Consider the following 21,865-nt stretch of genomic DNA (forward strand, 5'->3'; position numbering starts at 1 on the left):
GATTTAAAAATGGGTCAGCGCAAATATTTTGGTACTGATGGTATTCGTGGCAAAGTGGGTGAAAGTAACATAAACCCTGAATTTGTTACCAAACTTGGCTGGGCGGCAGGTAAAGTCCTTGCTGGCCGTGGCACTAACAAAGTACTCATTGGTAAAGATACCCGTATTTCTGGTTACATGCTTGAATCATCATTGGAATCAGGGCTATCTGCTGCGGGCATCGATATTGGTTTGCTTGGGCCAATGCCCACACCGGCAATTGCCTATTTAACGAAAACCTTTCGTTCTGAGGCTGGCATTGTCATCAGTGCTTCACATAACCCTTATTACGACAACGGTATTAAGTTCTTTTCATCCAATGGCTTTAAGCTTGATGATGATATAGAACACGCTATTGAGGCTATGCTTGAGGAACCCATGACGTGTGTTGCGTCAGATAAATTGGGTAAGGCTACGCGCATTAATGACGCAGCGGGCCGTTACATCGAATTCTGTAAAGGTACATTCCCCTCTGAATTGTCTTTAACGGGACTAAAGATTGTCGTGGATTGTGCGCACGGCGCGACTTATCACATTGCGCCTAACGTGTTGCGTGAATTAGGTGCCACGGTTATTGAAATTGGCACCGCGCCGAACGGCTTAAATATCAACGAAAACGTGGGCGCTACTTCTTTAGGCGCCATTGTTGAGGCGGTTAAAGCGCATCACGCCGATTTAGGCTTTGCCCTGGACGGCGACGGCGATCGTATCATGATGGTAGATCATTTAGGTAACGTGATCGATGGTGATCAAATCGTGTTCATGATTGCGCGGGATGCATTAAAAAATGGCCGGATGCAAGGGGGAGTTGTTGGCACCCTGATGAGTAACTTGGGCTTAGAGGTGGCGTTGAGTCGCTTGGGTGTTCCCTTTGCACGAAGCAAAGTAGGAGATCGCTATGTCATGGAATTGTTGCAAGAAAAAGGGTGGACCATCGGCGGCGAAAGTTCTGGCCATATTTTGAATTTAACGGCGTCTTCCACCGGAGATGGTATCGTGGCAGGTTTACAAGTTATTGCTGCCATGTTGCGTTCAGACATGGACTTACACGACCTGAGCAGCGGTTTTGAAATGTATCCGCAACGGCTCATCAACGTGCGCTATACAAATTTAGATGAAGACTACCTTGCTCATGATGCTGTACAAAAAGGCAAAGCAGATGCAGAAGCGGCGTTAGGTAAGCGAGGGCGTGTTTTATTACGCAAAAGTGGCACTGAACCCTTAATTCGCGTTATGGTTGAATCTGATGATGAAGCCCAAACAGAGAAGTGGGCTGAACATATCGCTGAAATTGTTCGTAAAGTCGCCAATTGATTGGCATGACTGGAATTTTTGCGTTTTATGCTTGTATATTTTATTTGAAATCGTTAATATCACGCCCGCTTTAAGACAGGGCTAAGGTCTATAGTGTGAAGAATAATAGAACGCCATTCGTGGCAGGTAACTGGAAAATGAACGGTGACCGTTCACTGGTGTCAACGTTTAGTGCATCGCTTGATAGTCATGCAGTAAGCAATGTAGACATTGTTTTATGTCCACCGGCTGTTTATTTACCGCTATTTTCTTCGGCTAACTTTAGTTTAGGCGGGCAAGATTTAAGTGCTCAAGAACCGGGTGCACACACAGGTGATGTGTCTGGTGAAATGCTTAAGGATGTTGGCTGCAGTTATGTTATTGTAGGCCATTCGGAGCGCCGGGAATATCATGGCGAGTCGAACAGTGATGTTGCTAAAAAAGCCAGTAAAGCATTAGCATGCGGCTTAACGCCTATTATCTGCATTGGCGAACCCTTAGCGGTGAGAGAAGCAGGTGAGGTTGAAGCCTTTTTATCTGAGCAATTGAAAGCGTTGGTAGAACATCTCAGTGTAGATGACTTATCTAAATCGGTTATTGCTTACGAGCCAATATGGGCTATAGGCACAGGTAAGACAGCATCACCAGAACAAGCGCAATATGTACACAAATTTATCCGTGAGTTTTTTGCGAACGAAGACAAGACACTAGCGGAAGGGCTGCGCATTTTATATGGCGGCAGTGTAAAGCCTGACAATGCAAAAACATTATTTGCACAGGCTGATGTAGATGGCGGGCTCATTGGGGGCGCCAGCTTAAAAGTCGAAGATTTTATTTCAATTTGCCAAGCGGCAAACTGACGAGGTAATTATGGTTTATGAAGTGCTACTTGTAGCCTATTTAATTGTAGCTCTATTGCTTATTGGATTTGTACTTATCCAGCAAGGCAAAGGGGCTGATATGGGCGCTTCTTTCGGTAGCGGTGGCTCTAATACTGTTTTTGGTTCTTCTGGCTCAGGTAATTTTATGAGCAGAACAACCGCGGTTTTGGCCGGTTTGTTTTTCTTTATCAGCTTAACGCTAGGTGCATTAACGGCGAATAAAGAAAGTGCGGAAGACGAGTGGGAAAACTTAGAGGTTCCTGCTGTCGTTGAAGCACCTGTACAAACACCAGCGGATCAAGATGTTCCAATGGGTGAAGTGCCTGAATCAGCAATTGATGATGTTCCCCAAGTGGACAAATCATCTGACGTACCTAACTAGTCGTTCATTTAAAATTTCGCGGAAGTGGTGGAATTGGTAGACACGCCATCTTGAGGGGGTGGTGAGCATAGCTCGTGCGGGTTCAAGTCCCGCTTTCCGCACCAATTTTAAAAAGGCCAGCATTATGCTGGCCTTTTTTATTTGTGCCCATTTTTACAGCGCTAAATTTAATATTTGTAACAATTCGTAAAATAAAGTTATTTCAGCCAGTTAACGCTATTCGTTGGAAATTAATTGGGCTATGCTTGCTGCTTGTAACCGATTATTAATCATTGAACATGCCTATTTTGAGTCGCTAGGAGCGCTAGCGTGCAGATTTCGTTAAGACAAAGCCTATTTAGAACCTTGCTTGGTGGCATACTTGTCGCGGCCTTTTTAATCATGGCTTCCGTGTGGGAGTCGGCCAATAGCCTTGTGCAGCAAAATATTAATCAAGATATTGCTGTAACGGAAAAAGTGTTACACCGGCTCATTGACGACAGACAAGCCATCGTTAAAAGTGTTTCAAATGTATTGTTGCGGTCGTACGACTTCAGGCGCGCAGTTGGCACTGAGGATACGCCTTCAATAGAAGCGGCGTTTACCAGCTACGCTAAGCGTATCAACACCGACGTGATTGCCTTAGTAGATTTAAATCATAACGTGGTGGCAAGCTATACCGACTTATTCACGCCTAATGAACAATTAAAAGCCAGTACAGCCCTTGCTGCGAAGGGGTATGAAAGTGGTTTTTTCCTCATTAATGATAGGCTACTGCAACTGAATTTGTATCGTGTAGAAATTCCAACCTTACGGTATTACCTCATTATAGGTATCGAGTTCGATTCTGCTTTGCTAGAGGATTTAAGACGTCTAGTAGAAGCAGACATCATCATTTCAGGCAAGGGCGACCAAGGGATCATTGCCTCGACGTTGGTAGATGAACAAGCACGATCCATTTTGAATGCTGAGGAAAGCCCGTCATGGCTGGATGTTACTTTCACCAATCAACTCACGTATATGCGCCGTTCGGTAACATTATCTTCCATGGGTACGTTACCAGTCGATATTACGATTGCTATCGATGTATCTGAAGCGTATCAGTCATTTACTCATATTCAGTTATCAATTTTAATTTTTACCCTTATTGCCATATTAGTGGCGTTAGGCTTCTCTATGATTTTAGCCCGCAACGTGAGCGGCCCAGTTTCAAATTTAGTGAATGCGGTAAATCGAGTGGCAGCGGGTAACTATGGGGCTATTTTAAGTAAACCTTCAAGACTGAAAGAAATTTCTGCGTTAGCGACCGCCGTAGATAGCATGCAAGATAGTATTAAGCTGAGGGAAAAGCGTATACGCTATCAGGCACAACACGACGTGTTAACAGGTTTGTTCAATCGTAATTATGTTGAACAATACTTTGAGTCTCAAATCAACAGCAATAAAAGTGTCCAAGTCCTGGCTATTACAGTTATTGGCTTTAGAACCATTAACGACTTGTATGGCTACTCTAACGGTGATACTGCGCTAAAAACCTTGGCTGAGCGACTTATGCGTTGGCCTGGCACTTCTGCCCGGCTGGCAGGCGGGGAAATTCTTTATATCAGTGAATCTCGTCTTGATGAAGCGCAATTAGAAACCCTCAAACATATTTTAGAGCAACCGGTAGAAAGTAACCTAATAGCCATACCTATTAAAATCGCCATGGCTGTGATCTCATGTCCATCAGATGCGGATAACAGCGAAGAGCTGTTTAGAAAAATCAATATTGTCTCTGACGAAGCCATTCATTCTGGTCAGTGGTGTGTGCATTATCGAGCCGATCTGGAAGCCAGATATGTTCGCCGATTAACCATAACCACTGAATTGAAGCGGGCGTTGGCTAGCGAGCAATCTGAATTATCCATGGTTTATCAGCCTAAAGTGGATTTGAGCACGATGAAAGTGTGCAGTATGGAGGCGCTTATCCGTTGGAATAATGCCGTACTTGGTTTTGTGCCTCCCGACGAATTCATTACCATTGCTGAACAAGCTGGCTTGATAGAACAGGTGACGAGCTGGGTAATGCGCCGCACGATTGAAGATTTATCTTATTTCAGAGTGAAAGGCTATCGCTTTACGGTAGCGATGAATTTATCGACTCAAGATATACAAAATAAGCCGCTGCTTAATAAGCTGGTTAATTTATTAACAGAGTTTGCCCTTTATCCTTCGTCATTAGAATTAGAGATTACAGAAAGCGATCTTGTTGCTGACGCATCTCTCGCGATTGAAAACTTGAATGCATTGACCTCAAGAGGGTTCCATTTCGCGATTGACGATTTTGGAACTGGGTATTCATCGCTGGCTTATTTGAAAAATTTACCGGTAAATACCATCAAAATTGATAAGAGCTTTATATTGTCTCTTGCTACCGATGAAAATGATCAACAAATTGTTCATACCGTACTGGGATTAGCTGATGCTTTTAATTTAAAGGTAGTCGCTGAAGGGGTTGAAGATGAAGTATCTATGAACATTTTGAAGGATTGGGGATGTGATATCGCCCAAGGGTACTTTATTAGTCGGCCACTGCCACGCGCTGATTTAGAAGCTTGGTTAGAGAATTCACCTTTCGGTGAATAGACGCCTTTTGGCTAATATATTATTGTTGGCAGCGTATATGCATTATAAAAACTAAACCTTCCAAAAGAACGTTCAAACGGTAAATTTGGTAGGTAAACTGTGAAATTACTTCAAGAACAAGGAAATTATTATGGATATTATACGCATTATCTTGTCAATCATACTTCCACCGCTGGGCGTTTTCTTACAAGTGGGTATCGGTGCGCACTTTTGGATCAATATTCTGCTTACACTGTTGGGTTATTTCCCAGGTTTAATCCACGCCATTTATATTATTGCTAAGCGTTAACATCCGAACAGTTGAAAAAGCCAGCGTCAAGCTGGCTTTTTTATGTGTGAATGAAAAGCGTAAAGTGTTGGCTTTACGCGTTAACTTCAAAGGATCGATTCTTCTTAAGAGGCGTTATGCATGAGTCAATTCTTGAGCCATTTCTTCGCGATAACCGTCGGCCAATTTTTCTTTCTGTCTTTCATTAAGCACTTTACCCGCCACTTGGAAAAACTCTTGTTCTTCATCCGCGAGGTGATGCTCAACTTTTTCTTGTAAGCTTTTTAAATAATGAAGCCAAGCTGGAGAGCTCATTTCAGTTTCATCAAGCTTTTCAATAAGCTCATCTATCTCATGATGCTCTGCAATACCATGGCGTGTCAGCTCAACAGTTTCATCGTTTTCAAGCATATGTGAATAGAAATGACGCTCTTCTGCCACAGCGTGACTTTCCAATTGGTCTTTTAGCTCTTGAAAATACTCACGGCGAGCTGCGGTATCGCCACTGGTTTCTGCAAGAATTTTTAGCAGTAATCGTTGCTTCTCATGGTCTTTGCGTAACGCTTCAAATATTTTCATCAAGGTTCTCCAGAATTGTTAAAATAACAATTTAGAGAATGCGAGAAGTATTCCAACTTTCTAATATGGCTAACGTTATGAAAGTAATACAAAACATTGCCATCTTTAAACGGAGCGAGCTAAAAAGCCCGCCTTAAAGTGCATAAATTACAGGTGACCCTGTATGAATGGCGCCACCGTCACTCACAAAAATTAAACGCCTTGCGCTACCATAGCGTCTGCTACACGGCGAAAGGCAGCCACGTTTGCGCCTTTGGCGTAGTCTATTCCAGTGTCTGACGTTCCTTCTTGTTCACAGCGGTAGTGAATGTTTTGCATAATGCTTTTAAGTTGTGCGTCTAAGGTGTTTGCATCATCTTGAGAAAATACCGCATTTTGTGCCATCTCAAGTCCTGAGAGTGCAACGCCGCCAGCATTCGATGCTTTGCCAGGTACGAATACGACCTTTGCTTTTTTAAATGCTTGTTGCGCACGTTCTGTGCACGGCATGTTGGCGCCTTCTAACACCATTTTACAGCCAGAGTGAATCAGCGATTCAGCGTCACTATGATTCAACTCGTTTTGGGTGGCGCAGGGCAGGGCAATATCTACTTCCTCGGACCACGGCGTTTGCGCTTTATGCCATTGCATATTGCGTTCACTTTGCTGGCAAAGTGCCGTTAAGACATTGGATTCCATGGTATGGTTGTGGATAGCCCACTGAATGTCACTTTCGTGAAAACCCGACGTACAAGCGAGGGTCCCTTTGCTGTTTGACAATGTAACGACTATGGCTCCTTTCTGTTTCGCTTTTAACGCAGCATGCAGCGCGACATTCCCGGCGCCTGATATCGCGATTCTCTGGCCTTCAATATCAGTATTATGGGCTTTACATACCGCTTCAAGGAAATAGACTAAACCAAAACCAGTGGCTTCTGTACGGACGTAGCTGCCACCAAACTCTAACCCTTTACCTGTTAGTACACCTTCAAACCTGTTATTTAGCCTACGGTACTCACCATACAAGAAGCCTATTTCTCTTGCTCCAACATTAATGTCACCGGCTGGAACATCGGTTTGTGCACCAATATGACGTTGTAGTTCGCGCATGAAGCTTTGGCAGAAAAGCATAATGTCATGGTCGCTTCTACCCTTAGGGCTAAAGTCTGAGCCGCCTTTACCGCCGCCCATAGGCAAGCCGGTTAATGCATTTTTAAAGGTTTGCTCGAAGGCTAAAAATTTTAAAATTGATAAGTTCACCGAAGGGTGAAACCGTAAGCCACCTTTATAGGGGCCCATGACAGAATTGTGTTGAACACGCCACCCTTGATTAACTTCCACCTCTCCGTGACTATTCATCCAACTGACGGTGAAATAAATAATGCGTTCAGGTAAACACAAGCGCCTGACTATATCGTAGTGTTTGTAAGTGGCATTTGCATTGTAAATAGGCATGATGTCGGTTAGCACTTCAGAGGTCGCTTGCAGGTATTCGCTTTCATGAGGAAACCGCTGGGCTAAAAATGTATTTAGTGCTTCGGTATTACTTTTTGACATTTATTTTGTGTCCTCGAATTCGTCTGCGTTACTTAAAACCTTAAGGCTGCGTGGCTGAATGTTAATTTCAATATGTTTTGCATTAAATATTTCACCGTCTAGGGCGTAAGATACTTCTTCATCAAATTCCAATGTGAGGGAACTGGCTTGGGTGTGCGTAATAGTGTCAGATTGCTGCTTCGACTCAGAGGTCGTTAGTACAAGTTCGGCGAGGGATAAAAATTGCTTATCCGCAGAAGCTTGTGGTGTGAGCCACGTAATATCTAGTTTCCCATCTGTTACATCTGGCGGTTCACCACCTTGTGCGAGTGCGGTTGTTACAGGGGCGGCATTGGCAATAACTAAACTCGGAGTTTCAATATGTTGTGTCGGGCCATCTTCTAAAGATAAAGAAAACGACAAGTTGTCGTTTTGAGAAATTGCATCCCAAAGCCCTCGTAAATAGGCCATTTGTCCACCGTTGTCTTTTTCCCCTCTGTCTGCGGCTGAAATCATCCGCTCCTCAAAGCCTACCGCGGCCACCAATAACATCATTTTGTCGTTGCACCTTGCGGTATCCATATAGATGGCGTGGCCATCGATAATAATTTCGCAAGCTGTGCCTACGGGCATTATTTTGCTGGTGTATCCATGAAGTACCTGGCAAAGGGCATTGGCGGTACCTAGTGGAATAATGCCTAATGTGGTATCAGTGTCGGCTAACGCACTGGCAACTTCGGTAATGGTACCGTCACCACCGCAGGCCACCACAATATCCACCCCTTCTTCCACGGCTTTTTTGGCTAACGCTTCGCCGTCAACGTCTGGCGTGGTTTCTTCAACGGTAACGCGAAACTTTTCATTTAGTTGGGCTAAAATATCTGCCTTTTCTGTTTTCCACTTGCCGCCGCCTGCCACGGGGTTGGCAATGAGTGTAAGGCTCTTAGATAAATTTAAGTGGCCGCCTTGCTGTATTTTAGCAAGGGCGCTACGCTGGCGTTTGTTTAAACGTGCGGTGGTGCGTATAGATTGAATATTTGCCATGGCCTCATCAATGGTGAGGGAAGGGTGCTTGGCCAGCAAGTAAGCTGCAACCACAAGTACGGAGCGTCCTCTGCCTAACGCACAATGCACCACCACTTTTTGGCCATCAGCGATTTTTTGATCTAGCCAATTTATCGCGTGAAGTAGTTGTTCGGTGGTTGGGCTGGTATGGTCGAGTACCGGTATGTTTAAGTAGGCAAAATCTTCTTGATAAGCCGTCCAATCTAACCCATCGAACTCAGCCGTTACGTCTAATATTGCACCAATGTCATTTTCATTGAGTAAATCCACATGTTGCGTCGACATTCTGCAACCGAGGAACAAGGATTCTTCAATTTTTTGCAAAGGAGGGACTTTATCGGTGCGCCGGGTATATTCGTTATATAACCAACTCCCTAGCAAGAAGGGCACGAAAATCCAACGAATGTAAAATGGGATAGCGCCGTCTTCGCGTTTTCTAAAAAGCGCAGGGTAACGTAATAAATACGCGCTACTCACTGCAATAAGTGAAAACCCCGTCCAACCAAAAATAATGGTTAGTCCAAGGTTGGGTACATACCAGGCAAAATAGCCGGCCAGTGCGCAGGCAAGTATTGCCCCTAACACATAATATTTTACCATTTTCACGTTACACACGTCCTTTGTTAACGAAACATACCTAACAGGTACGGCTGCAACGGCCATTTCGTTTAGCCATCTTGGTATTAATTAGAGCTATAGAAGTTGAACTTTCTTTACTTCATGGCGTATTCACAAAATAATGCGTGAAACGCGCGCACAATAAGCCCTTCAACTACTCGCCATAAACGGGTAGGCAGTGGAACCCCATATGGCCAATAGCTTGTTTCTTAAAGTGATTAATTTTATCTGGTTCCAAACTATTTGGTGGCTGGTGATTTTAATGCAATCAGCCTCCATTCCTTACGTATTAGCGTTGTTTTTATTGTGGTTTGTGCTGACGCCTACAAGGAAAATCGATGGAAAATTGATGTTGCTCGTGATGTTAGTGGGCGCCACGATTGATTCCCTCTTAATGTACTGCAGCGTATTCTATTTCACGGAAGACGCGTATGTATTCACTGCATTGTCAATGTGGATAGTGCCTCTGTGGTTGGTTTTATTGTGGGGTGCGTTTGCCGCAACCTTGGCACACAGTTTAGATACCTTGCGCTCGAAACCCCTTTTGGCAGCGTTGGTTGGGGGGATTTTTGCTCCTTTAAGCTATTTGGCAGGAGCAAACTTTGGTGCGGTTGATCTCGGCTACTCCCTAATGACTACCTATATTACGTTGTGCGTGGTTTGGGGCTTCACCTTACCTGGGTGTTTTGTGCTCTTAGATAAGCTCAGCGCACCATTCGAATTGGAGTTAGCCAAGAGGAGATAGCAGTATGACAAAGAATGTCATGGTGACAGGTGGTAATAGAGGCATTGGTTTAGAAATAGTAAGGGCATTCGCTAAAGAAGGCTATAAGGTGCTAATGGCGTGTCGAGACGAAGAAAGTGGTGAAGAGGCAAAGCAAGATATTGTGGGTGGCGATGTTCACGTTATCGAGATGCCTTTAGATAAGGAAGCCACTATCGTCGACCCGTTTGTAAGAGCAGAAGCCGTATTTGGCCCCATGGATGTGGTTATTAATAATGCCGGTGTGCTCGATAAAACGTCGTGGGAAGATGTCAGTGGCGAAGACATGCGGCGTTCGTTACAAGTTAACACGTTAGCGCCACTCACGCTGATACAACAAGCGTTACCGGGCATGATTGATAGAGGCTATGGCAGAATCGTGAATGTGTCATCAGGGTGGGGATGCTTTAGTGAGGACATGAAAGGGCCCTTGGCCTATGCGGTAAGTAAAGCTGCGCTAAATGCCTTAACGCTTAATATTGCGAATCACATTCCCGATAATACTGATGTCACCATCAACGCAATGAGCCCTGGTTGGGTGCATACCCGAATGGGCGGCTCCGATGCACCTAAAACACCAGAGGAAGGAGCGGAAACTGCATTGTGGCTAGGTACCCATGAAAAGGGGGGGCCCAATGGTAAGTTCTTTAGAGATAAAGACGTGGTTGATTGGTAGGGCTTTTACATTGCGTTACGCACAAAAAACAACCGTTAAGCATTAGCTTAACGGTTGTTTTTTTACGTTCAATAAATACCCGTTGGGCAATCATGAACCGGGATATGGCAATGAGACAATCACAACGCCGTAAAAGTTCTTTGTACCTCAACGCCCATTTAATCTAGCGAATCGCTTCCACCACCGTATTACTTCGGTTATTTAAAAACTGCGAGACATCAGACACCGACTGCGACTTTTCCAAATTGATAACCAAAGCCACTTTTTTGCGTCTTACTGCATGACGAACGGTTTGAATAATCTGTGAGCGATCAGGGCGTAATCCCAGTAAACCCGCAATAAACAAGCCTGTAAATATCCCTGGGCTGATAAGTGCGATATAGGTGAATAGCGGGTTCTGCTGCGTCAACGCTGGGCCAAACTCAACCAAAATAAAAGCAAAGAGTAGCCCTACAAGCAGTCCTATTCCCCCTAACACAAGATGGGAATTCCACATATGCTTACCAATCTTTTCGCTGCTGCCCTCAAGCTTCTGGCTAAGCTTTTCATCTTGGCCATCAATAAGAGTGACTTGTTGAGGAGAGATACCTTTGTTCGCGGTAAGTTGTTCAGCAGTGGTTTGCGCCTCGTGCTTATCTTCAAAAATGGCCGCAACTTGTACCTTATTTGTCGGTGCAATGTCTGCTCTTAAATTTTCATGTTCAGACTTACTCATAAGTCCTCCTTGTATGTTACTACCGCCTTAAGCGTAAAATTCATGTCATAGAACATTCAAAAAGCGTACCGATGAAAAGGCAGGTAAGTGACAAAAAATTAATTTACTTCCTTATCGTTAGGCCGCTTGAAAAGGCTAAGGCATGAATAAATAACCCCTCCTTACTTATTGATATTTAAAGAATAATTAAATATTAGTCAATGGGTCGATAATGATAGATGAAAACTTACAAAAGAAGGACGTTGCTAATAGCGTAAAATCCACCCGTACAATGAACACCAAGAAATCCTCAATCATTACCATCTTGCGCTGGTTGTGAAAATATTGCTCACTTTCATTTTCTGCTCTTCATACCTATGTGCAGTATGGATTGTAGCTAACGGCGCGTTAACCTAGTACCGGCGTAACTTACATATGCCATACATTATCAAAAGATTTAATGAGTACATTAATTGCTTGCGATGCATTAAGGCATAGCGCAAGGAATTAACATGGCAGTGGCTGAAAAAATAAACGCGAAGGCGTTACGAACATCAACAAAGAAAATCAAAAGCACCGAACCTCGAAAACAGTTTCAGCTAACTGACGAAATGGATTTGACGATTAAACGTTACCGCTGTGGCAAGTCCGGGTTTTACTACAAGTACGCATCGGGAAGGAAAGTCACGAGTAAACGTGTTTTAAATAGAATTTCCCGCCTCGTGATCCCGCCAAACTGGCAGCACGTGCAGATTAACAAGGTAGAAACTGCACGTATTCAAGCGGTAGGGGTAGACGCGAAAGAAAGACGGCAATATCTCTATCACCCTAAATGGCATCAACAGCAGCAAGCGAAAAAGTTTGCGCGCTTGCATGAATTTGGACGCGCCATTAAAGCGTTTCGCGAAGCATGTATATCGCTATTATCGGAAGAAGAATGGACGCAGTCTCGTGCCTGTGCGCTGGTGTGTCTGTTGCTTGACTGCACAGGCGTTCGCATCGGAAATAGTCAGTACTGCAAAGAAAACAATACCTTTGGCTTAACCACTCTGCGGCGAAAGCACATTAAAAAGGCATGTGCAGATAGCGTTACATTGAATTATGTGGGCAAGCATAAGATAAATCGCGTGGTAACGGTTGATGACCCTCAATTGGCTGCATGGGTACAAGAGAGTGCACAAGCCGTAGGATACAGCTTGTTTCGTTATGTAGATAACAACAACGAATGGCATGATGTTACCAGTGACGACGTGAACAGTTTTATACATCAATACTTAGGTGATGGTTTTAGTTGTAAGGACTTTAGAACGTGGGCGGCCAGTCGTTATGCGCTGAAGTGCTTACCGCAAGTGAGCAGGATGCTTAAAGAAAACAAACAAAGGAAATGGCAGCCCACATTAAGCAAGTGTGTAGCAAAAATGCTGGGGAATACGCCTAAAGTTTGCCAAGAATATTACCTTCACCCCAAGCTTTATGAGGTTCTAGCCTGCCCCAAAACGCGTGAAAAAGTAGAAAAAAAGGTCACGCAAGTGCATGAGCAATTTTGTAGCGAATATGAACAGTGTATCAAGCTAGAAAGCCTTCTTATGGATATTATTTCTTCTGAATGACATTCGTATTAAATTTCAATAACAATGGTTTATTATTTTATTCAATTTTATCTGACGTGCTTTTTGAATGAATGCTAATGTTTCTATTCGCTTATTGGGATGTTTGTATCTATTTGTTTAATATGCCAAATAAAGGTGTAAATACGGAGGGGTGTGTATAACACCCTTCTTGCAACAGACTTGGCTATTAGGCCATGTTTGTCTTATTTGCACAAATATTGAACTTGAAAAAATAAATAAAAGCTTTATATTATTAGAACTCTAATCATTTTTGTTCTAGTGATTTTTAACAGTATTCCATAGCACTGCTCTATTGGGGCAGTGCTTTTTATTGTCACGAGAGAACAAAGCCGTATTGAACGAGTTGAAAAGGATAGTTTTACAGTTATGCCAATTGAAAGTTATATATCACTGGCTATTTATTTTGTCGCCATGTTAGCAATAGGGCTGTTTGCCTACCGACAATCAACCAGTGATATCTCTGGCTATATTCTGGGTGGCAGGCAAGTTAGTCCGCAGGTAACCGCGTTATCTGCCGGTGCCTCTGATATGTCAGGGTGGATGCTAATGGGTCTACCAGGCGCTATGTTTGTCACTGGGTTTGACGCTGTTTACATTGCCATTGGGTTAGTCGCCGGTGCGCTTGCTAATTATGTACTGGTGGCGCCTAAATTGCGTGTTTATACAGAAGTGGCTGACGATTCTCTTACCGTACCTGAGTTTTTTGCCAAACGTTTTGATAACCCGAGTGCCAGTTTACGCATAGTGTCTGCGGTTATCATTGTCATGTTTTTCACTTTGTATACCTCAGCAGGCTTGGTGGCCGGCGGAAAGTTATTTGAGAGCGCATTTTCTGTTAACTATCAACTTGGTTTGTTTATCACGTTAGGCGTGGTGGTTTCATACACATTACTCGGCGGCTTTTTAGCGGTAAGCCTTACCGATTTCGTGCAAGGCTGCATTATGTTTGTTGCGTTGGTACTTGTTCCCATCGTGGCATTCAGCGAGTTTGATAGTGTGAGCCAAATGACAGATGCTGCGTATGAATCTGTACCCAGTTTTAGTGAATCACTAGAGACGCTAACGATAATTGGTCTGGTTTCTAGCTTGGGTTGGGGATTGGGGTATTTCGGTCAACCGCACATTATTGTGAGGTTTATGGCTATTCGTTCTGTGAATGCCATTGGTACGGCGAGAAATATCGGTATGTCGTGGATGACAGTGACCATTATCGGTGCGCTAGCTACAGGTTTTGTTGGGGTTGCGTATGCAAACCAATTTAACTTGCCAGTCGACGACCCAGAGACCATATTTATTGTGTTCTCACAGTTATTATTTCATCCACTTATCAGTGGATTTCTCATGGCGGCAATTTTAGCGGCCATCATGAGTACAATTTCTTCTCAGTTACTTGTATCTGCAAGTTCATTAACTGAGGACATTTATCGCGTGTTGTCGAAAAAAGACGTGAGCGATGAAAAAACAGTGAACATTGGACGTTTTGGTGTCGCCGGTGTGGCCATAGCCGCGTTATTACTTGCTATGGACTCAAGCAATACCATTTTATCGCTGGTAAGCAATGCGTGGGCTGGATTTGGTGCAGCGTTTGGTCCGCTTGTTTTGTTTTGCTTATATAAAAAGGATTTAACCCAAAATGCAGCACTGGCGGGCATTATCAGTGGTGCCGTGACTGTATTGTTTTGGATATATGCGCCAGTACTTGAAAACGGGCAATCGTTAAGCAGTGTCGTTTACGAAATTATTCCCGGTTTCGCCGTAAGTACAGCCACATTGTGGTTGGTTACACATTTTAGCCTTGCGCCCTCAGCGCGCGTACAGGCGATGTTCAGCGAAACGAACAAAGAGTTAGCAGATCAACAATCTTAAGGTGAAAGTAAATATTATGAGTCATCCGAATTGGAAACGCGTAGTCATTAAAGTAGGCAGTGCATTAATCTCGCCGAACCAGCAGGGGTGCAGCAGTCACTATCTGCTGAGCATCGCCCAGTTCATCGTACGCTGCAGAGCGAACGGCACTCAAGTGGTACTTGTGTCTTCAGGTTCTGTCGCCGCGGGCGCACATTTATTCCCGGAGCAAGAAAAATCAAATATCGCCGTTAAAAAGGCCATGGCGGCGGCAGGGCAAACCGAAATGATTGCCACGTGGGACAGGTTATTTGATTTCCCATCAGCGCAAATGTTATTGACCCATGCCGACTTACGGGACCGTGAGCGCTATGTCAGTATTCGAGAAACGATTTTCAGTTTGCTCGACCACAATGTGCTACCGATTGTGAATGAAAACGATACGGTAACGACGGATAAACTGAAAGTGGGCGACAATGATAATTTGTCGGCCATGGTGGCCGCTGCGGCTGATGCAGATGCACTTATTATCTGCTCTGACATTGATGGGCTATACGATAAAAACCCGCACGAGCACGATGATGCCAGTTTGCTAAAAACTGTAGAAAGCATAGACGCTAGCATTTACGCTATGGCTGGCGGCGCGGTGAAAGGCGGTGTGGGCACTGGCGGTATGCGCACGAAAATTGAAGCTGCGGAAAAAGCCGTTTCGCATGGTATAGATACTTATATTATTAACGGCTTCACAGAACTGTCGTTTAATATGTTGCTGGCGGGTGAAAACCCAGGTACGCATTTTAAACCCTACGAAAAGCCAATGAAAGAAAATGTACATTGGATGACACATACCTCGAATGCGCAGGGCGAAGTGATAGTAGAAGGGGACTTCGATGAATCTCTAGTCAGAGATAGCGAGCAATTAACGAGCAGCGAAATCATCGATGTGAAAGGAGAATTCTCTGTAGGCGATACCATTTTGGTACGTAAAGAAGACGGAACCAAATTGGTGAAAGCGAAATCGAACTACAGCAGTTGTTTACTTAATTTTATTGCTAATCAGGAAAATGATGAATTCGCCAGTGAATTCGAAGAAAAGACTGGCCCGATAATTTCTGATCAGCATGTGGCAAATTTGGAGAAAGAATGAGCATTATTACCGACTTAGCACAACAAGCGAAAAAAGCAGCCCAAACACTGGCAATTCTAGATGAAGCCAAAAAAAACGCCGTACTGAAAGGCATGGCGGCGGCTATTCGCGAAAACAAAGACAAAATTAAAGACGTTAACGAAAAAGAAGTGGCGCGCGCGAGAGAAAATAACCTTGATGATGCCATGATCGATCGTCTCATTCTTGACGACGAACGCATTGAATCCATGGCCGAAGGCATCGAAGTTATTATTAGCCTAGACGATCCTGTAGGCAAAGAACGGGTGATAGGTACCCGCCCTAATGGCATCGAAATTAAGAAAATGCGTATTCCACTGGGTGTGGTATGCATGATTTATGAGGCACGCCCTAACGTTACTGTTGACGCAGGAGCTCTATGTTTTAAATCAGGGAATGCGGTGATTTTACGTGGTGGTAAAGAGGCACTAGATACCAGTTTAGCCATCGCGACGTTGATGCAAGATGTGCTAGAAGCGCATAATTTGCCAAAAGCGCTAGTGACAGTGGTGCCAAACCCAGATCGCGCGCTTATGCAGGAATTGATGGAACAGCGCGATTATATCGACGTTATTATTCCTCGTGGCGGTGAAGGGCTTATTAATTATGTCACCGACAACGCTAAAGTCCCGGTTATTCAGCATTTTAAAGGCGTGTGTCATTTATATATTGATAAAGATGCCGACTTAGACAAGGCATTGGCCTTGCTACTTAACGGTAAAACCCAGCGTACTGGTGTATGTAACGCGTTAGAAGGGTTAGTGGTGCACCAAGCTATTGCCGCTGACTTCCTGCCCAAAGCAGCCGCGGCGCTTAAACACCACAACGTAAAGGTTCATGTGAATGCGGCCGGCAGCGAGTATTTTGATAATGCTGATGTTATCGCGGATTCAGACTACGGTGAAGAATACCTTGGTTTAGAAATCGCCGTACGCGTGGTGGACGATTTTGCAGGCGCTATTGCTCATATTGCTGACTTTGGTAGCAACCATACTGAAGTTATCTGTACAGAGAACAAGGAAAGCGCTGCACTGTTTCAACGTGCTGTTGATGCGAGTGTGGTGATGGTGAATGCTTCGTCTCGTTTTTCAGACGGCAGTCAGTTAGGCCTTGGCGCTGAAATTGGTATTGCTACCACGAAATTACACGCATATGGACCTATGGGGCTTGAGTCATTAACCTCAGAAAAATACTTAGTGAACGGTGAAGGCCAAATTCGCGAGTAAAAATAGGCTAAATCAGGCAAGCTGAACTGGTCGGCATTGTACCTAGGTACACCATGCTTCATAATGAAAGCGCTGTTATTTAACAGCGCTTTTTTATTTTCTATCAATCGGTTAAATGGAGTAGATACATGGAGAATGTGTTCGACCACACATTATTATGGCAATACGCAATAAACTTTGTCACAGAATATAAGTTTCTTGCCTCAGTGGTATTGCTGGTGGTTTTGCATTTCTTCAAAAAAGGCCTCTTACGATTAATTAAACGACGAAGTTCGAGAAAGGGCGAAGATAGACGCAATCAAATCAACATACTGGAGCAGCTGGGCAATGCACTCATTATCATTTTATTAATGATGGTGTGGTCTTCAGAGATTCAAACGCTGGCAATTTCTATTGCTGCGTTTATGGTGGCGATTGTGCTGGCAACCAGAGAATTTATACAATGCTTTATGGGGTTCATTTATTACCTCAGCGCTCGGCCATTTCGCGTGGGAGATTGGATACAAATGAACAGCGTCATCGGTGAGGTGGTTGAAATGGACTGGGCGAAAACAGCCTTGTTGGAGGTCGATTCTCAAACCTTTAACTATACGGGAAAGCACGTATATGTGCCGAATAGCCAGTTGGTCACGCAAACCGTACGTAACTTAAACTTTTTGCGACGTTACAAACTTCACTCATTTGAAATTGTTAATGAGCCTACAGTGAACGCATATAGCTTATTGCCAGCGTTTCAAGCCAGAGCCCAAGCGCATTGTGAGTATTTTAGAGACGTAGCGGAGCGTTATAAAGGGCTCATCGAGCGCCATTTGGAGCAAGACTTTATTCGCATTGACCCTGAAGTTGAAATTAAAACAAACGAGTTAGCCAAGGTGGTGGTTAAGGTAAGCCTGTTTTGCCCCACGGTAGAAGCCCACGAACTTGAACACAAAATGTGTTCTGACTGGCTTAGCTTATGGTTTAAAGCATTAAAAGAAGACAATGCTCAACAGGTTAATAGTCTGAATCAGGGCCAGCAAGTTCAACACGACAGTAGCCCCGCCTCAACGACAAGTTCAGGGCTCTAGTATACAGGTTACACGCCAGCCTATTCGGCGCTTACAAACCAATCGCGGTTAGCGGTAAAATGACCTTTCAAAAATTCCATTTGGTCGGCCAGAATACGTCGGTTCATAAGGTAAAAGCGTTCGTAAACATTGGGGCGAAAGGGCACCGCGAGTAAAGGCATATTGGCTTCTTCCGGTGTTTTAGCCCCTTTTGCATGATTACAGCGCTGGCATGATGTTGCAACATTTGTCCAGGTGTCTTTGCCACCGCGGGAGCGGGGTAAAATATGGTCCCGTGTGAGCACCCTGGGTGCAAACTGCTGACCACAGTACAAGCAAAGGTAATTATCTCGCCGAAAAAGATAGCGATTGGTGAGCGCTACTTTACCGCTCAAATCTGCCACTTTGCCTTCGCAAGCAATAATGCTCGAAAGGGTGAGTGCGCTTTGGTTACAATGGTGGTCCCAACCTCCTTTTAAGGTGACAGACCCCGTGCCTAACTCAAACAGCACTTTATCCTGACAATAAAGTTTCGCCGCTTGTTCCACATGTATCCATTCTTGCGGCATACCCGCTTTATTTAGTCGCAATACCAACATAACGATCCCCTTAGCGCGCAAATGGGAAGTACTTAATTTAATTTTATGAATCACAAAGTACTAAATAGCAAAGCCAATCGAACAGCGTGTTTTGCTAAAACGTGCTTTACTAAAAATAGTGCAGAAGGTTTTATTCGCGTATCTATAGCATACGCCGTTTTATGTCATTATGATGAAAATATAGTCAATTTGTGAGAATTCATCGATATTTCACATTAGCATGTTTATTTAACCCATATTGACGTAGGCCACACGCTTGAATGTAGGCTTCCCGTGCAGTGCTAGCATAAAATGTCGCTTTCACGTTCATCGCGCATTCCTTAAAAAAGCATTCGTCAGTAACAACGCCGAGATTGTGGGATAAATAAATTTGTTAATGGTATTAGTGCAAGTTCACCGCTATACTATGCACCGCGATTATAAGCGATAAATAAGATTGAAATTAAAGGACAAATAGTGACTCCTATTACTAAATCATTTCAGTATGGACAGCATACTGTAACACTTGAAACGGGCGTTATCGCTCGTCAGGCAACAGCAGCCGTCATGGCAAGTATGGATGACACCGCTGTATTAGTTACCGTTGTTGGTAAGAAAGAAGCGAAAGCAGATCAAGATTTCTTCCCGCTAACGGTTAACTATCAAGAAAAAACATATGCTGCGGGTAAAATCCCAGGTGGTTTCTTTAAACGTGAAGGTCGCCCTTCAGAAGGCGAAACGCTAACAGCTCGTTTGATTGACCGTCCTATCCGTCCATTATTCCCAGAAGGGTTTAAAAACGAAGTACAAGTTGTTATCACAGTCATGTCTGCCAACCCAGACATTCCTACCGATATCATCTCTATGATTGGTACTTCAGCTGCGCTAGCCATTTCTGGCATTCCATTTAATGGCCCAATTGGTGCAGCGCGCGTTGGTTATACTAACGGCGAATATATTCTAAATACCCGTGTTGAAGAGCAAGCTGACAGCGAACTAGATTTAGTGGTTGCTGGTACTGAAGGCGCGGTATTAATGGTTGAATCAGAAGCTGACGTACTTTCTGAAGACGTTATGCTTGGTGCTGTGATGTTCGGTCACGAGCAACTACAAACGGTGATAACAGCGGTAAACGAATTTGCTGCTAACGTTAGCATCGACAAGTGGGATTGGAAGCCAGAAGCAGAAAACACAACTCTTAAAGAGAAAGTAAAAGCACTTGCTGAAGCTGAAATGGTTGCTGCGTACCAAATTTCTGACAAGCTAGCGCGTAAAGATGCGGTAACAGCTGCAACAGAAAAAGCGCTTGAAGCTATCCTTGCTGAAGACGAAGAACAAGATAAAAAAGAAGTGCTTAACCTTCTTCATGACCTTGAGTCTGACGTAGTACGTTCACGCATCCTAGCTGGTGAGCCTCGTATCGACGGACGTGATCCTAAGATGATTCGTGCGCTAGATGTTGCCACGGGCATTTTACCACGTACTCACGGTTCTGCAGTTTTCACTCGTGGTGAAACGCAAGCCATTGTTGCTGCTACCCTAGGTACAGAACGTGACGCGCAAATGATTGACGAGCTTCAAGGTAAGCGCGATAGTCGTTTCATGCTGCATTACAACTTCCCTCCATACTGTGTTGGTGAAACCGGTATGATTGGCTCTCCTAAGCGTCGTGAAATTGGTCACGGTCGTTTGGCGAAGCGTGGTATTCAAGCTGTCATGCCTAGTGAAGAAGAATTCCCGTACGTAGTACGTATTGTTTCTGAAATTACAGAATCAAACGGTTCATCTTCAATGGCGTCTGTATGTGGTACTTCACTTGCGCTTATGGATGCAGGTGTACCTATTAAAGCTTCAGTGGCTGGTATTGCAATGGGTCTCGTGAAGAGCGACGACAACTTTGTTGTACTTTCAGACATCCTAGGTGACGAAGATCACCTTGGTGACATGGACTTTAAAGTAGCGGGTACTACTGGTGGTATCACTGCACTTCAAATGGACATTAAGATTGAAGGTATTACCAAAGAAATCATGCAAATTGCCCTTAAACAGGCAAAAGAAGCACGTTTGCATATTCTTAACGTAATGGACGAAGCTATTGGCGGTCACCGCGAAGAGCTTAGTGAATTCGCTCCACGCATTTACACAGTTAAAATCGATCAGGATAAGATCCGCGATGTTATCGGTAAAGGTGGCGCAATGATTCGTCAAATTACTGAAGAGTCTGATACTAACATTGAGATTGAAGACGACGGTACAATCAAAATCTTTGCAACAGAGCGTGCTAAAGCAGACATCGCTATTAGCAAGATTGAGCAAGTCACCGCTGAAATTGAAGTGGGTAAGACTTACAACGGTAAGATCACACGTATTGTAGACTTCGGTGCGTTTGTAGAAGTACTTCCAGGTAAAGAAGGTCTTGTTCACATTTCACAAATCGCTCATGAGCGCGTGAACAAAGTGACGGATTACCTTAAAGAAGGTGAGATGGTTGACGTTAAGGTTATGGAAATTGATCGCCAAAATCGTGTACGTTTAAGCATTAAAGAGCTTCTAGAAAAGCCTGCGCCTAAGTCTGACGACGCAGAGTAATATTTAATTAGGTTGACTTAAACTTAATTAAACACATGTAAGTAAAAAGGGAGCTTGGCTCCCTTTTTTCGTTTTTCATTGCATCTTCTTGAGTAAGGACAGAATATGGATAAGCAAACCCAAACAGAAGTAGAAGCTGCGGTTTTTCGCCGTTTAGTTGAACATTTAGACGCAAATAAAGATGTTCAAAACATTGATTTAATGATCCTTGCAGATTTTTGCCGCAATTGCTTAGCTAAGTGGTATTCAGCCGCCGCGAGCAAGCAGGGTGCTGACGTAGACTACGAAGCAGCCCGTGAGGTGGTATACAAAATGCCGTATTCAGAGTGGAAGGAAAAGCACCAGCTACCTGCAACTGATGAGCAACTCGAAAAGCTTGCTGCAAGACAGAAAAAATAAATCACGAAA

19 protein-coding genes and 1 tRNA gene are annotated in these 21,865 nt (G+C 44.0%); 15 read left to right on the top strand and 5 right to left on the bottom strand.

Annotated elements, in window-relative coordinates:
* The first annotated feature begins 9 nt into the window (after nucleotides 1-9).
* The 6 genes from glmM (at nucleotide 10) to IUA53_RS08690 (ending at nucleotide 5,488) form a co-directional block, all read left to right on the top strand.
* Entirely contained in the window at nucleotides 10-1,353 is a 1,344-nt protein-coding gene (gene glmM / locus IUA53_RS08665; RefSeq protein WP_044447229.1) for a phosphoglucosamine mutase, read from the top strand.
* A 95-nt stretch (nucleotides 1,354-1,448) separates the two neighbouring features.
* Nucleotides 1,449-2,192 (top strand): triose-phosphate isomerase, encoded by a 744-nt coding sequence (gene tpiA, locus IUA53_RS08670; RefSeq protein WP_196899207.1) that lies wholly within the window; start codon nucleotides 1,449-1,451, stop codon nucleotides 2,190-2,192.
* A 10-nt stretch (nucleotides 2,193-2,202) separates the two neighbouring features.
* On the top strand, nucleotides 2,203-2,595 hold the full coding sequence (gene secG / locus IUA53_RS08675; RefSeq protein ID WP_044056998.1) for a preprotein translocase subunit SecG: 393 nt from the start codon (nucleotides 2,203-2,205) through the stop codon (nucleotides 2,593-2,595).
* Between the two features lie 18 nt (nucleotides 2,596-2,613).
* Nucleotides 2,614-2,699, top strand: a tRNA-Leu gene (locus IUA53_RS08680).
* Nucleotides 2,700-2,904: 205 nt separating this feature from the next.
* Nucleotides 2,905-5,199 (top strand): putative bifunctional diguanylate cyclase/phosphodiesterase, encoded by a 2,295-nt coding sequence (locus IUA53_RS08685; protein WP_196899209.1) that lies wholly within the window; start codon nucleotides 2,905-2,907, stop codon nucleotides 5,197-5,199.
* Between the two features lie 130 nt (nucleotides 5,200-5,329).
* Nucleotides 5,330-5,488, top strand: coding sequence for a YqaE/Pmp3 family membrane protein (locus tag IUA53_RS08690; RefSeq protein ID WP_044057000.1), 159 nt, complete (start codon nucleotides 5,330-5,332; stop codon nucleotides 5,486-5,488).
* Between the two features lie 114 nt (nucleotides 5,489-5,602).
* On the opposite strand, the gene IUA53_RS08695 is transcribed toward IUA53_RS08690, so the two are convergent.
* From IUA53_RS08695 to IUA53_RS08705, 3 genes are all read right to left on the bottom strand, one after another.
* Nucleotides 5,603-6,046, bottom strand: coding sequence for a hemerythrin domain-containing protein (locus IUA53_RS08695; RefSeq protein WP_044057001.1), 444 nt, complete (start codon nucleotides 6,044-6,046; stop codon nucleotides 5,603-5,605).
* Between the two features lie 192 nt (nucleotides 6,047-6,238).
* Nucleotides 6,239-7,582 (bottom strand): NADP-specific glutamate dehydrogenase, encoded by a 1,344-nt coding sequence (gdhA, locus tag IUA53_RS08700; RefSeq protein ID WP_196899211.1) that lies wholly within the window; start codon nucleotides 7,580-7,582, stop codon nucleotides 6,239-6,241.
* The gene (locus IUA53_RS08705) at nucleotides 7,583-9,232 is read right to left on the bottom strand and encodes a diacylglycerol kinase family protein (RefSeq protein WP_196899213.1); all 1,650 of its coding nucleotides are present in this window, start codon (nucleotides 9,230-9,232) and stop codon (nucleotides 7,583-7,585) included. It abuts the gene before it with no gap.
* Nucleotides 9,233-9,434: 202 nt separating this feature from the next.
* Between IUA53_RS08705 and IUA53_RS08710 the strand changes: the two genes are divergently transcribed.
* Together IUA53_RS08710 and IUA53_RS08715 are read left to right on the top strand one after the other, a co-directional pair.
* Nucleotides 9,435-9,989: a DUF2878 domain-containing protein gene (locus IUA53_RS08710; RefSeq protein ID WP_196899215.1), complete on the top strand. Its 555-nt coding sequence runs from the start codon at nucleotides 9,435-9,437 to the stop codon at nucleotides 9,987-9,989.
* A 4-nt stretch (nucleotides 9,990-9,993) separates the two neighbouring features.
* Entirely contained in the window at nucleotides 9,994-10,683 is a 690-nt protein-coding gene (locus IUA53_RS08715) for an SDR family NAD(P)-dependent oxidoreductase (RefSeq protein WP_196899217.1), read from the top strand.
* A 163-nt stretch (nucleotides 10,684-10,846) separates the two neighbouring features.
* Here IUA53_RS08715 and IUA53_RS08720 read toward each other — a convergent pair whose 3' ends face one another.
* A complete protein-coding gene (locus tag IUA53_RS08720; RefSeq protein WP_044447240.1) occupies nucleotides 10,847-11,398 on the bottom strand; it encodes a hypothetical protein in 552 nt (183 codons plus the stop codon).
* Nucleotides 11,399-11,889: 491 nt separating this feature from the next.
* On the opposite strand from IUA53_RS08720, the gene IUA53_RS08725 reads away from it, so the two are divergent.
* The 5 genes from IUA53_RS08725 to IUA53_RS08745 all read left to right on the top strand — a co-directional run bounded on the left by IUA53_RS08725 (nucleotide 11,890) and on the right by IUA53_RS08745 (nucleotide 18,311).
* Nucleotides 11,890-12,987 carry a DNA topoisomerase IB gene (locus IUA53_RS08725; RefSeq protein ID WP_196899219.1) on the top strand — a complete coding sequence of 366 codons (1,098 nt, stop codon included), beginning with the start codon at nucleotides 11,890-11,892 and terminating at the stop codon, nucleotides 12,985-12,987.
* A gap of 387 nt (nucleotides 12,988-13,374) precedes the next feature.
* Nucleotides 13,375-14,874 (top strand): sodium/proline symporter PutP, encoded by a 1,500-nt coding sequence (putP, locus tag IUA53_RS08730; protein ID WP_044447242.1) that lies wholly within the window; start codon nucleotides 13,375-13,377, stop codon nucleotides 14,872-14,874.
* Between the two features lie 16 nt (nucleotides 14,875-14,890).
* Nucleotides 14,891-16,000 (top strand): glutamate 5-kinase, encoded by a 1,110-nt coding sequence (proB, locus tag IUA53_RS08735; protein ID WP_044057008.1) that lies wholly within the window; start codon nucleotides 14,891-14,893, stop codon nucleotides 15,998-16,000.
* Nucleotides 15,997-17,244 carry a glutamate-5-semialdehyde dehydrogenase gene (locus IUA53_RS08740; RefSeq protein WP_196899221.1) on the top strand — a complete coding sequence of 416 codons (1,248 nt, stop codon included), beginning with the start codon at nucleotides 15,997-15,999 and terminating at the stop codon, nucleotides 17,242-17,244. Before proB ends, IUA53_RS08740 begins: the two co-directional genes overlap by 4 nt.
* A gap of 128 nt (nucleotides 17,245-17,372) precedes the next feature.
* Nucleotides 17,373-18,311, top strand: coding sequence for a mechanosensitive ion channel family protein (locus IUA53_RS08745; RefSeq protein WP_044447244.1), 939 nt, complete (start codon nucleotides 17,373-17,375; stop codon nucleotides 18,309-18,311).
* 20 nt (nucleotides 18,312-18,331) lie between these two features.
* Here the strand turns inward: IUA53_RS08745 and IUA53_RS08750 are convergent, their stop codons facing one another.
* A complete protein-coding gene (locus IUA53_RS08750; RefSeq protein WP_196899223.1) occupies nucleotides 18,332-18,889 on the bottom strand; it encodes an HNH endonuclease in 558 nt (185 codons plus the stop codon).
* 456 nt (nucleotides 18,890-19,345) lie between these two features.
* Here IUA53_RS08750 and pnp point away from each other — a divergent pair, with 456 nt between their 5' ends.
* Together pnp and IUA53_RS08760 are read left to right on the top strand one after the other, a co-directional pair.
* Nucleotides 19,346-21,457 (top strand): polyribonucleotide nucleotidyltransferase, encoded by a 2,112-nt coding sequence (gene pnp / locus IUA53_RS08755; protein WP_044447246.1) that lies wholly within the window; start codon nucleotides 19,346-19,348, stop codon nucleotides 21,455-21,457.
* 105 nt (nucleotides 21,458-21,562) lie between these two features.
* Nucleotides 21,563-21,856, top strand: coding sequence for a DUF1244 domain-containing protein (locus IUA53_RS08760; RefSeq protein ID WP_196899225.1), 294 nt, complete (start codon nucleotides 21,563-21,565; stop codon nucleotides 21,854-21,856).
* Nucleotides 21,857-21,865: the final 9 nt, after the last annotated feature.

Origin of the sequence: Alteromonas sp. B31-7, assembly GCF_015767655.1 — a bacterium.
In the GTDB taxonomy this organism is placed as follows: domain Bacteria; phylum Pseudomonadota; class Gammaproteobacteria; order Enterobacterales; family Alteromonadaceae; genus Alteromonas; species Alteromonas australica.

Excerpts from the sequence above, each read along its gene's own strand:
- glmM (WP_044447229.1), top strand. The coding sequence starts at position 10 with ATGGGTCAGCGCAAATATTTTGGTACTGATGGTATTCGTGGCAAAGTG.
- secG (WP_044056998.1), top strand. The coding sequence starts at position 2,203 with ATGGTTTATGAAGTGCTACTTGTAGCCTATTTAATTGTAGCTCTATTG.
- IUA53_RS08690 (WP_044057000.1), top strand. The coding sequence starts at position 5,330 with ATGGATATTATACGCATTATCTTGTCAATCATACTTCCACCGCTGGGC.
- IUA53_RS08695 (WP_044057001.1), bottom strand. The coding sequence starts at position 6,046 with ATGAAAATATTTGAAGCGTTACGCAAAGACCATGAGAAGCAACGATTA.
- gdhA (WP_196899211.1), bottom strand. The coding sequence starts at position 7,582 with ATGTCAAAAAGTAATACCGAAGCACTAAATACATTTTTAGCCCAGCGG.
- IUA53_RS08710 (WP_196899215.1), top strand. The coding sequence starts at position 9,435 with ATGGCCAATAGCTTGTTTCTTAAAGTGATTAATTTTATCTGGTTCCAA.
- IUA53_RS08715 (WP_196899217.1), top strand. The coding sequence starts at position 9,994 with ATGACAAAGAATGTCATGGTGACAGGTGGTAATAGAGGCATTGGTTTA.
- IUA53_RS08720 (WP_044447240.1), bottom strand. The coding sequence starts at position 11,398 with ATGAGTAAGTCTGAACATGAAAATTTAAGAGCAGACATTGCACCGACA.
- IUA53_RS08725 (WP_196899219.1), top strand. The coding sequence starts at position 11,890 with ATGGCAGTGGCTGAAAAAATAAACGCGAAGGCGTTACGAACATCAACA.
- putP (WP_044447242.1), top strand. The coding sequence starts at position 13,375 with ATGCCAATTGAAAGTTATATATCACTGGCTATTTATTTTGTCGCCATG.
- proB (WP_044057008.1), top strand. The coding sequence starts at position 14,891 with ATGAGTCATCCGAATTGGAAACGCGTAGTCATTAAAGTAGGCAGTGCA.
- IUA53_RS08740 (WP_196899221.1), top strand. The coding sequence starts at position 15,997 with ATGAGCATTATTACCGACTTAGCACAACAAGCGAAAAAAGCAGCCCAA.
- IUA53_RS08745 (WP_044447244.1), top strand. The coding sequence starts at position 17,373 with ATGGAGAATGTGTTCGACCACACATTATTATGGCAATACGCAATAAAC.
- IUA53_RS08750 (WP_196899223.1), bottom strand. The coding sequence starts at position 18,889 with ATGTTGGTATTGCGACTAAATAAAGCGGGTATGCCGCAAGAATGGATA.
- IUA53_RS08760 (WP_196899225.1), top strand. The coding sequence starts at position 21,563 with ATGGATAAGCAAACCCAAACAGAAGTAGAAGCTGCGGTTTTTCGCCGT.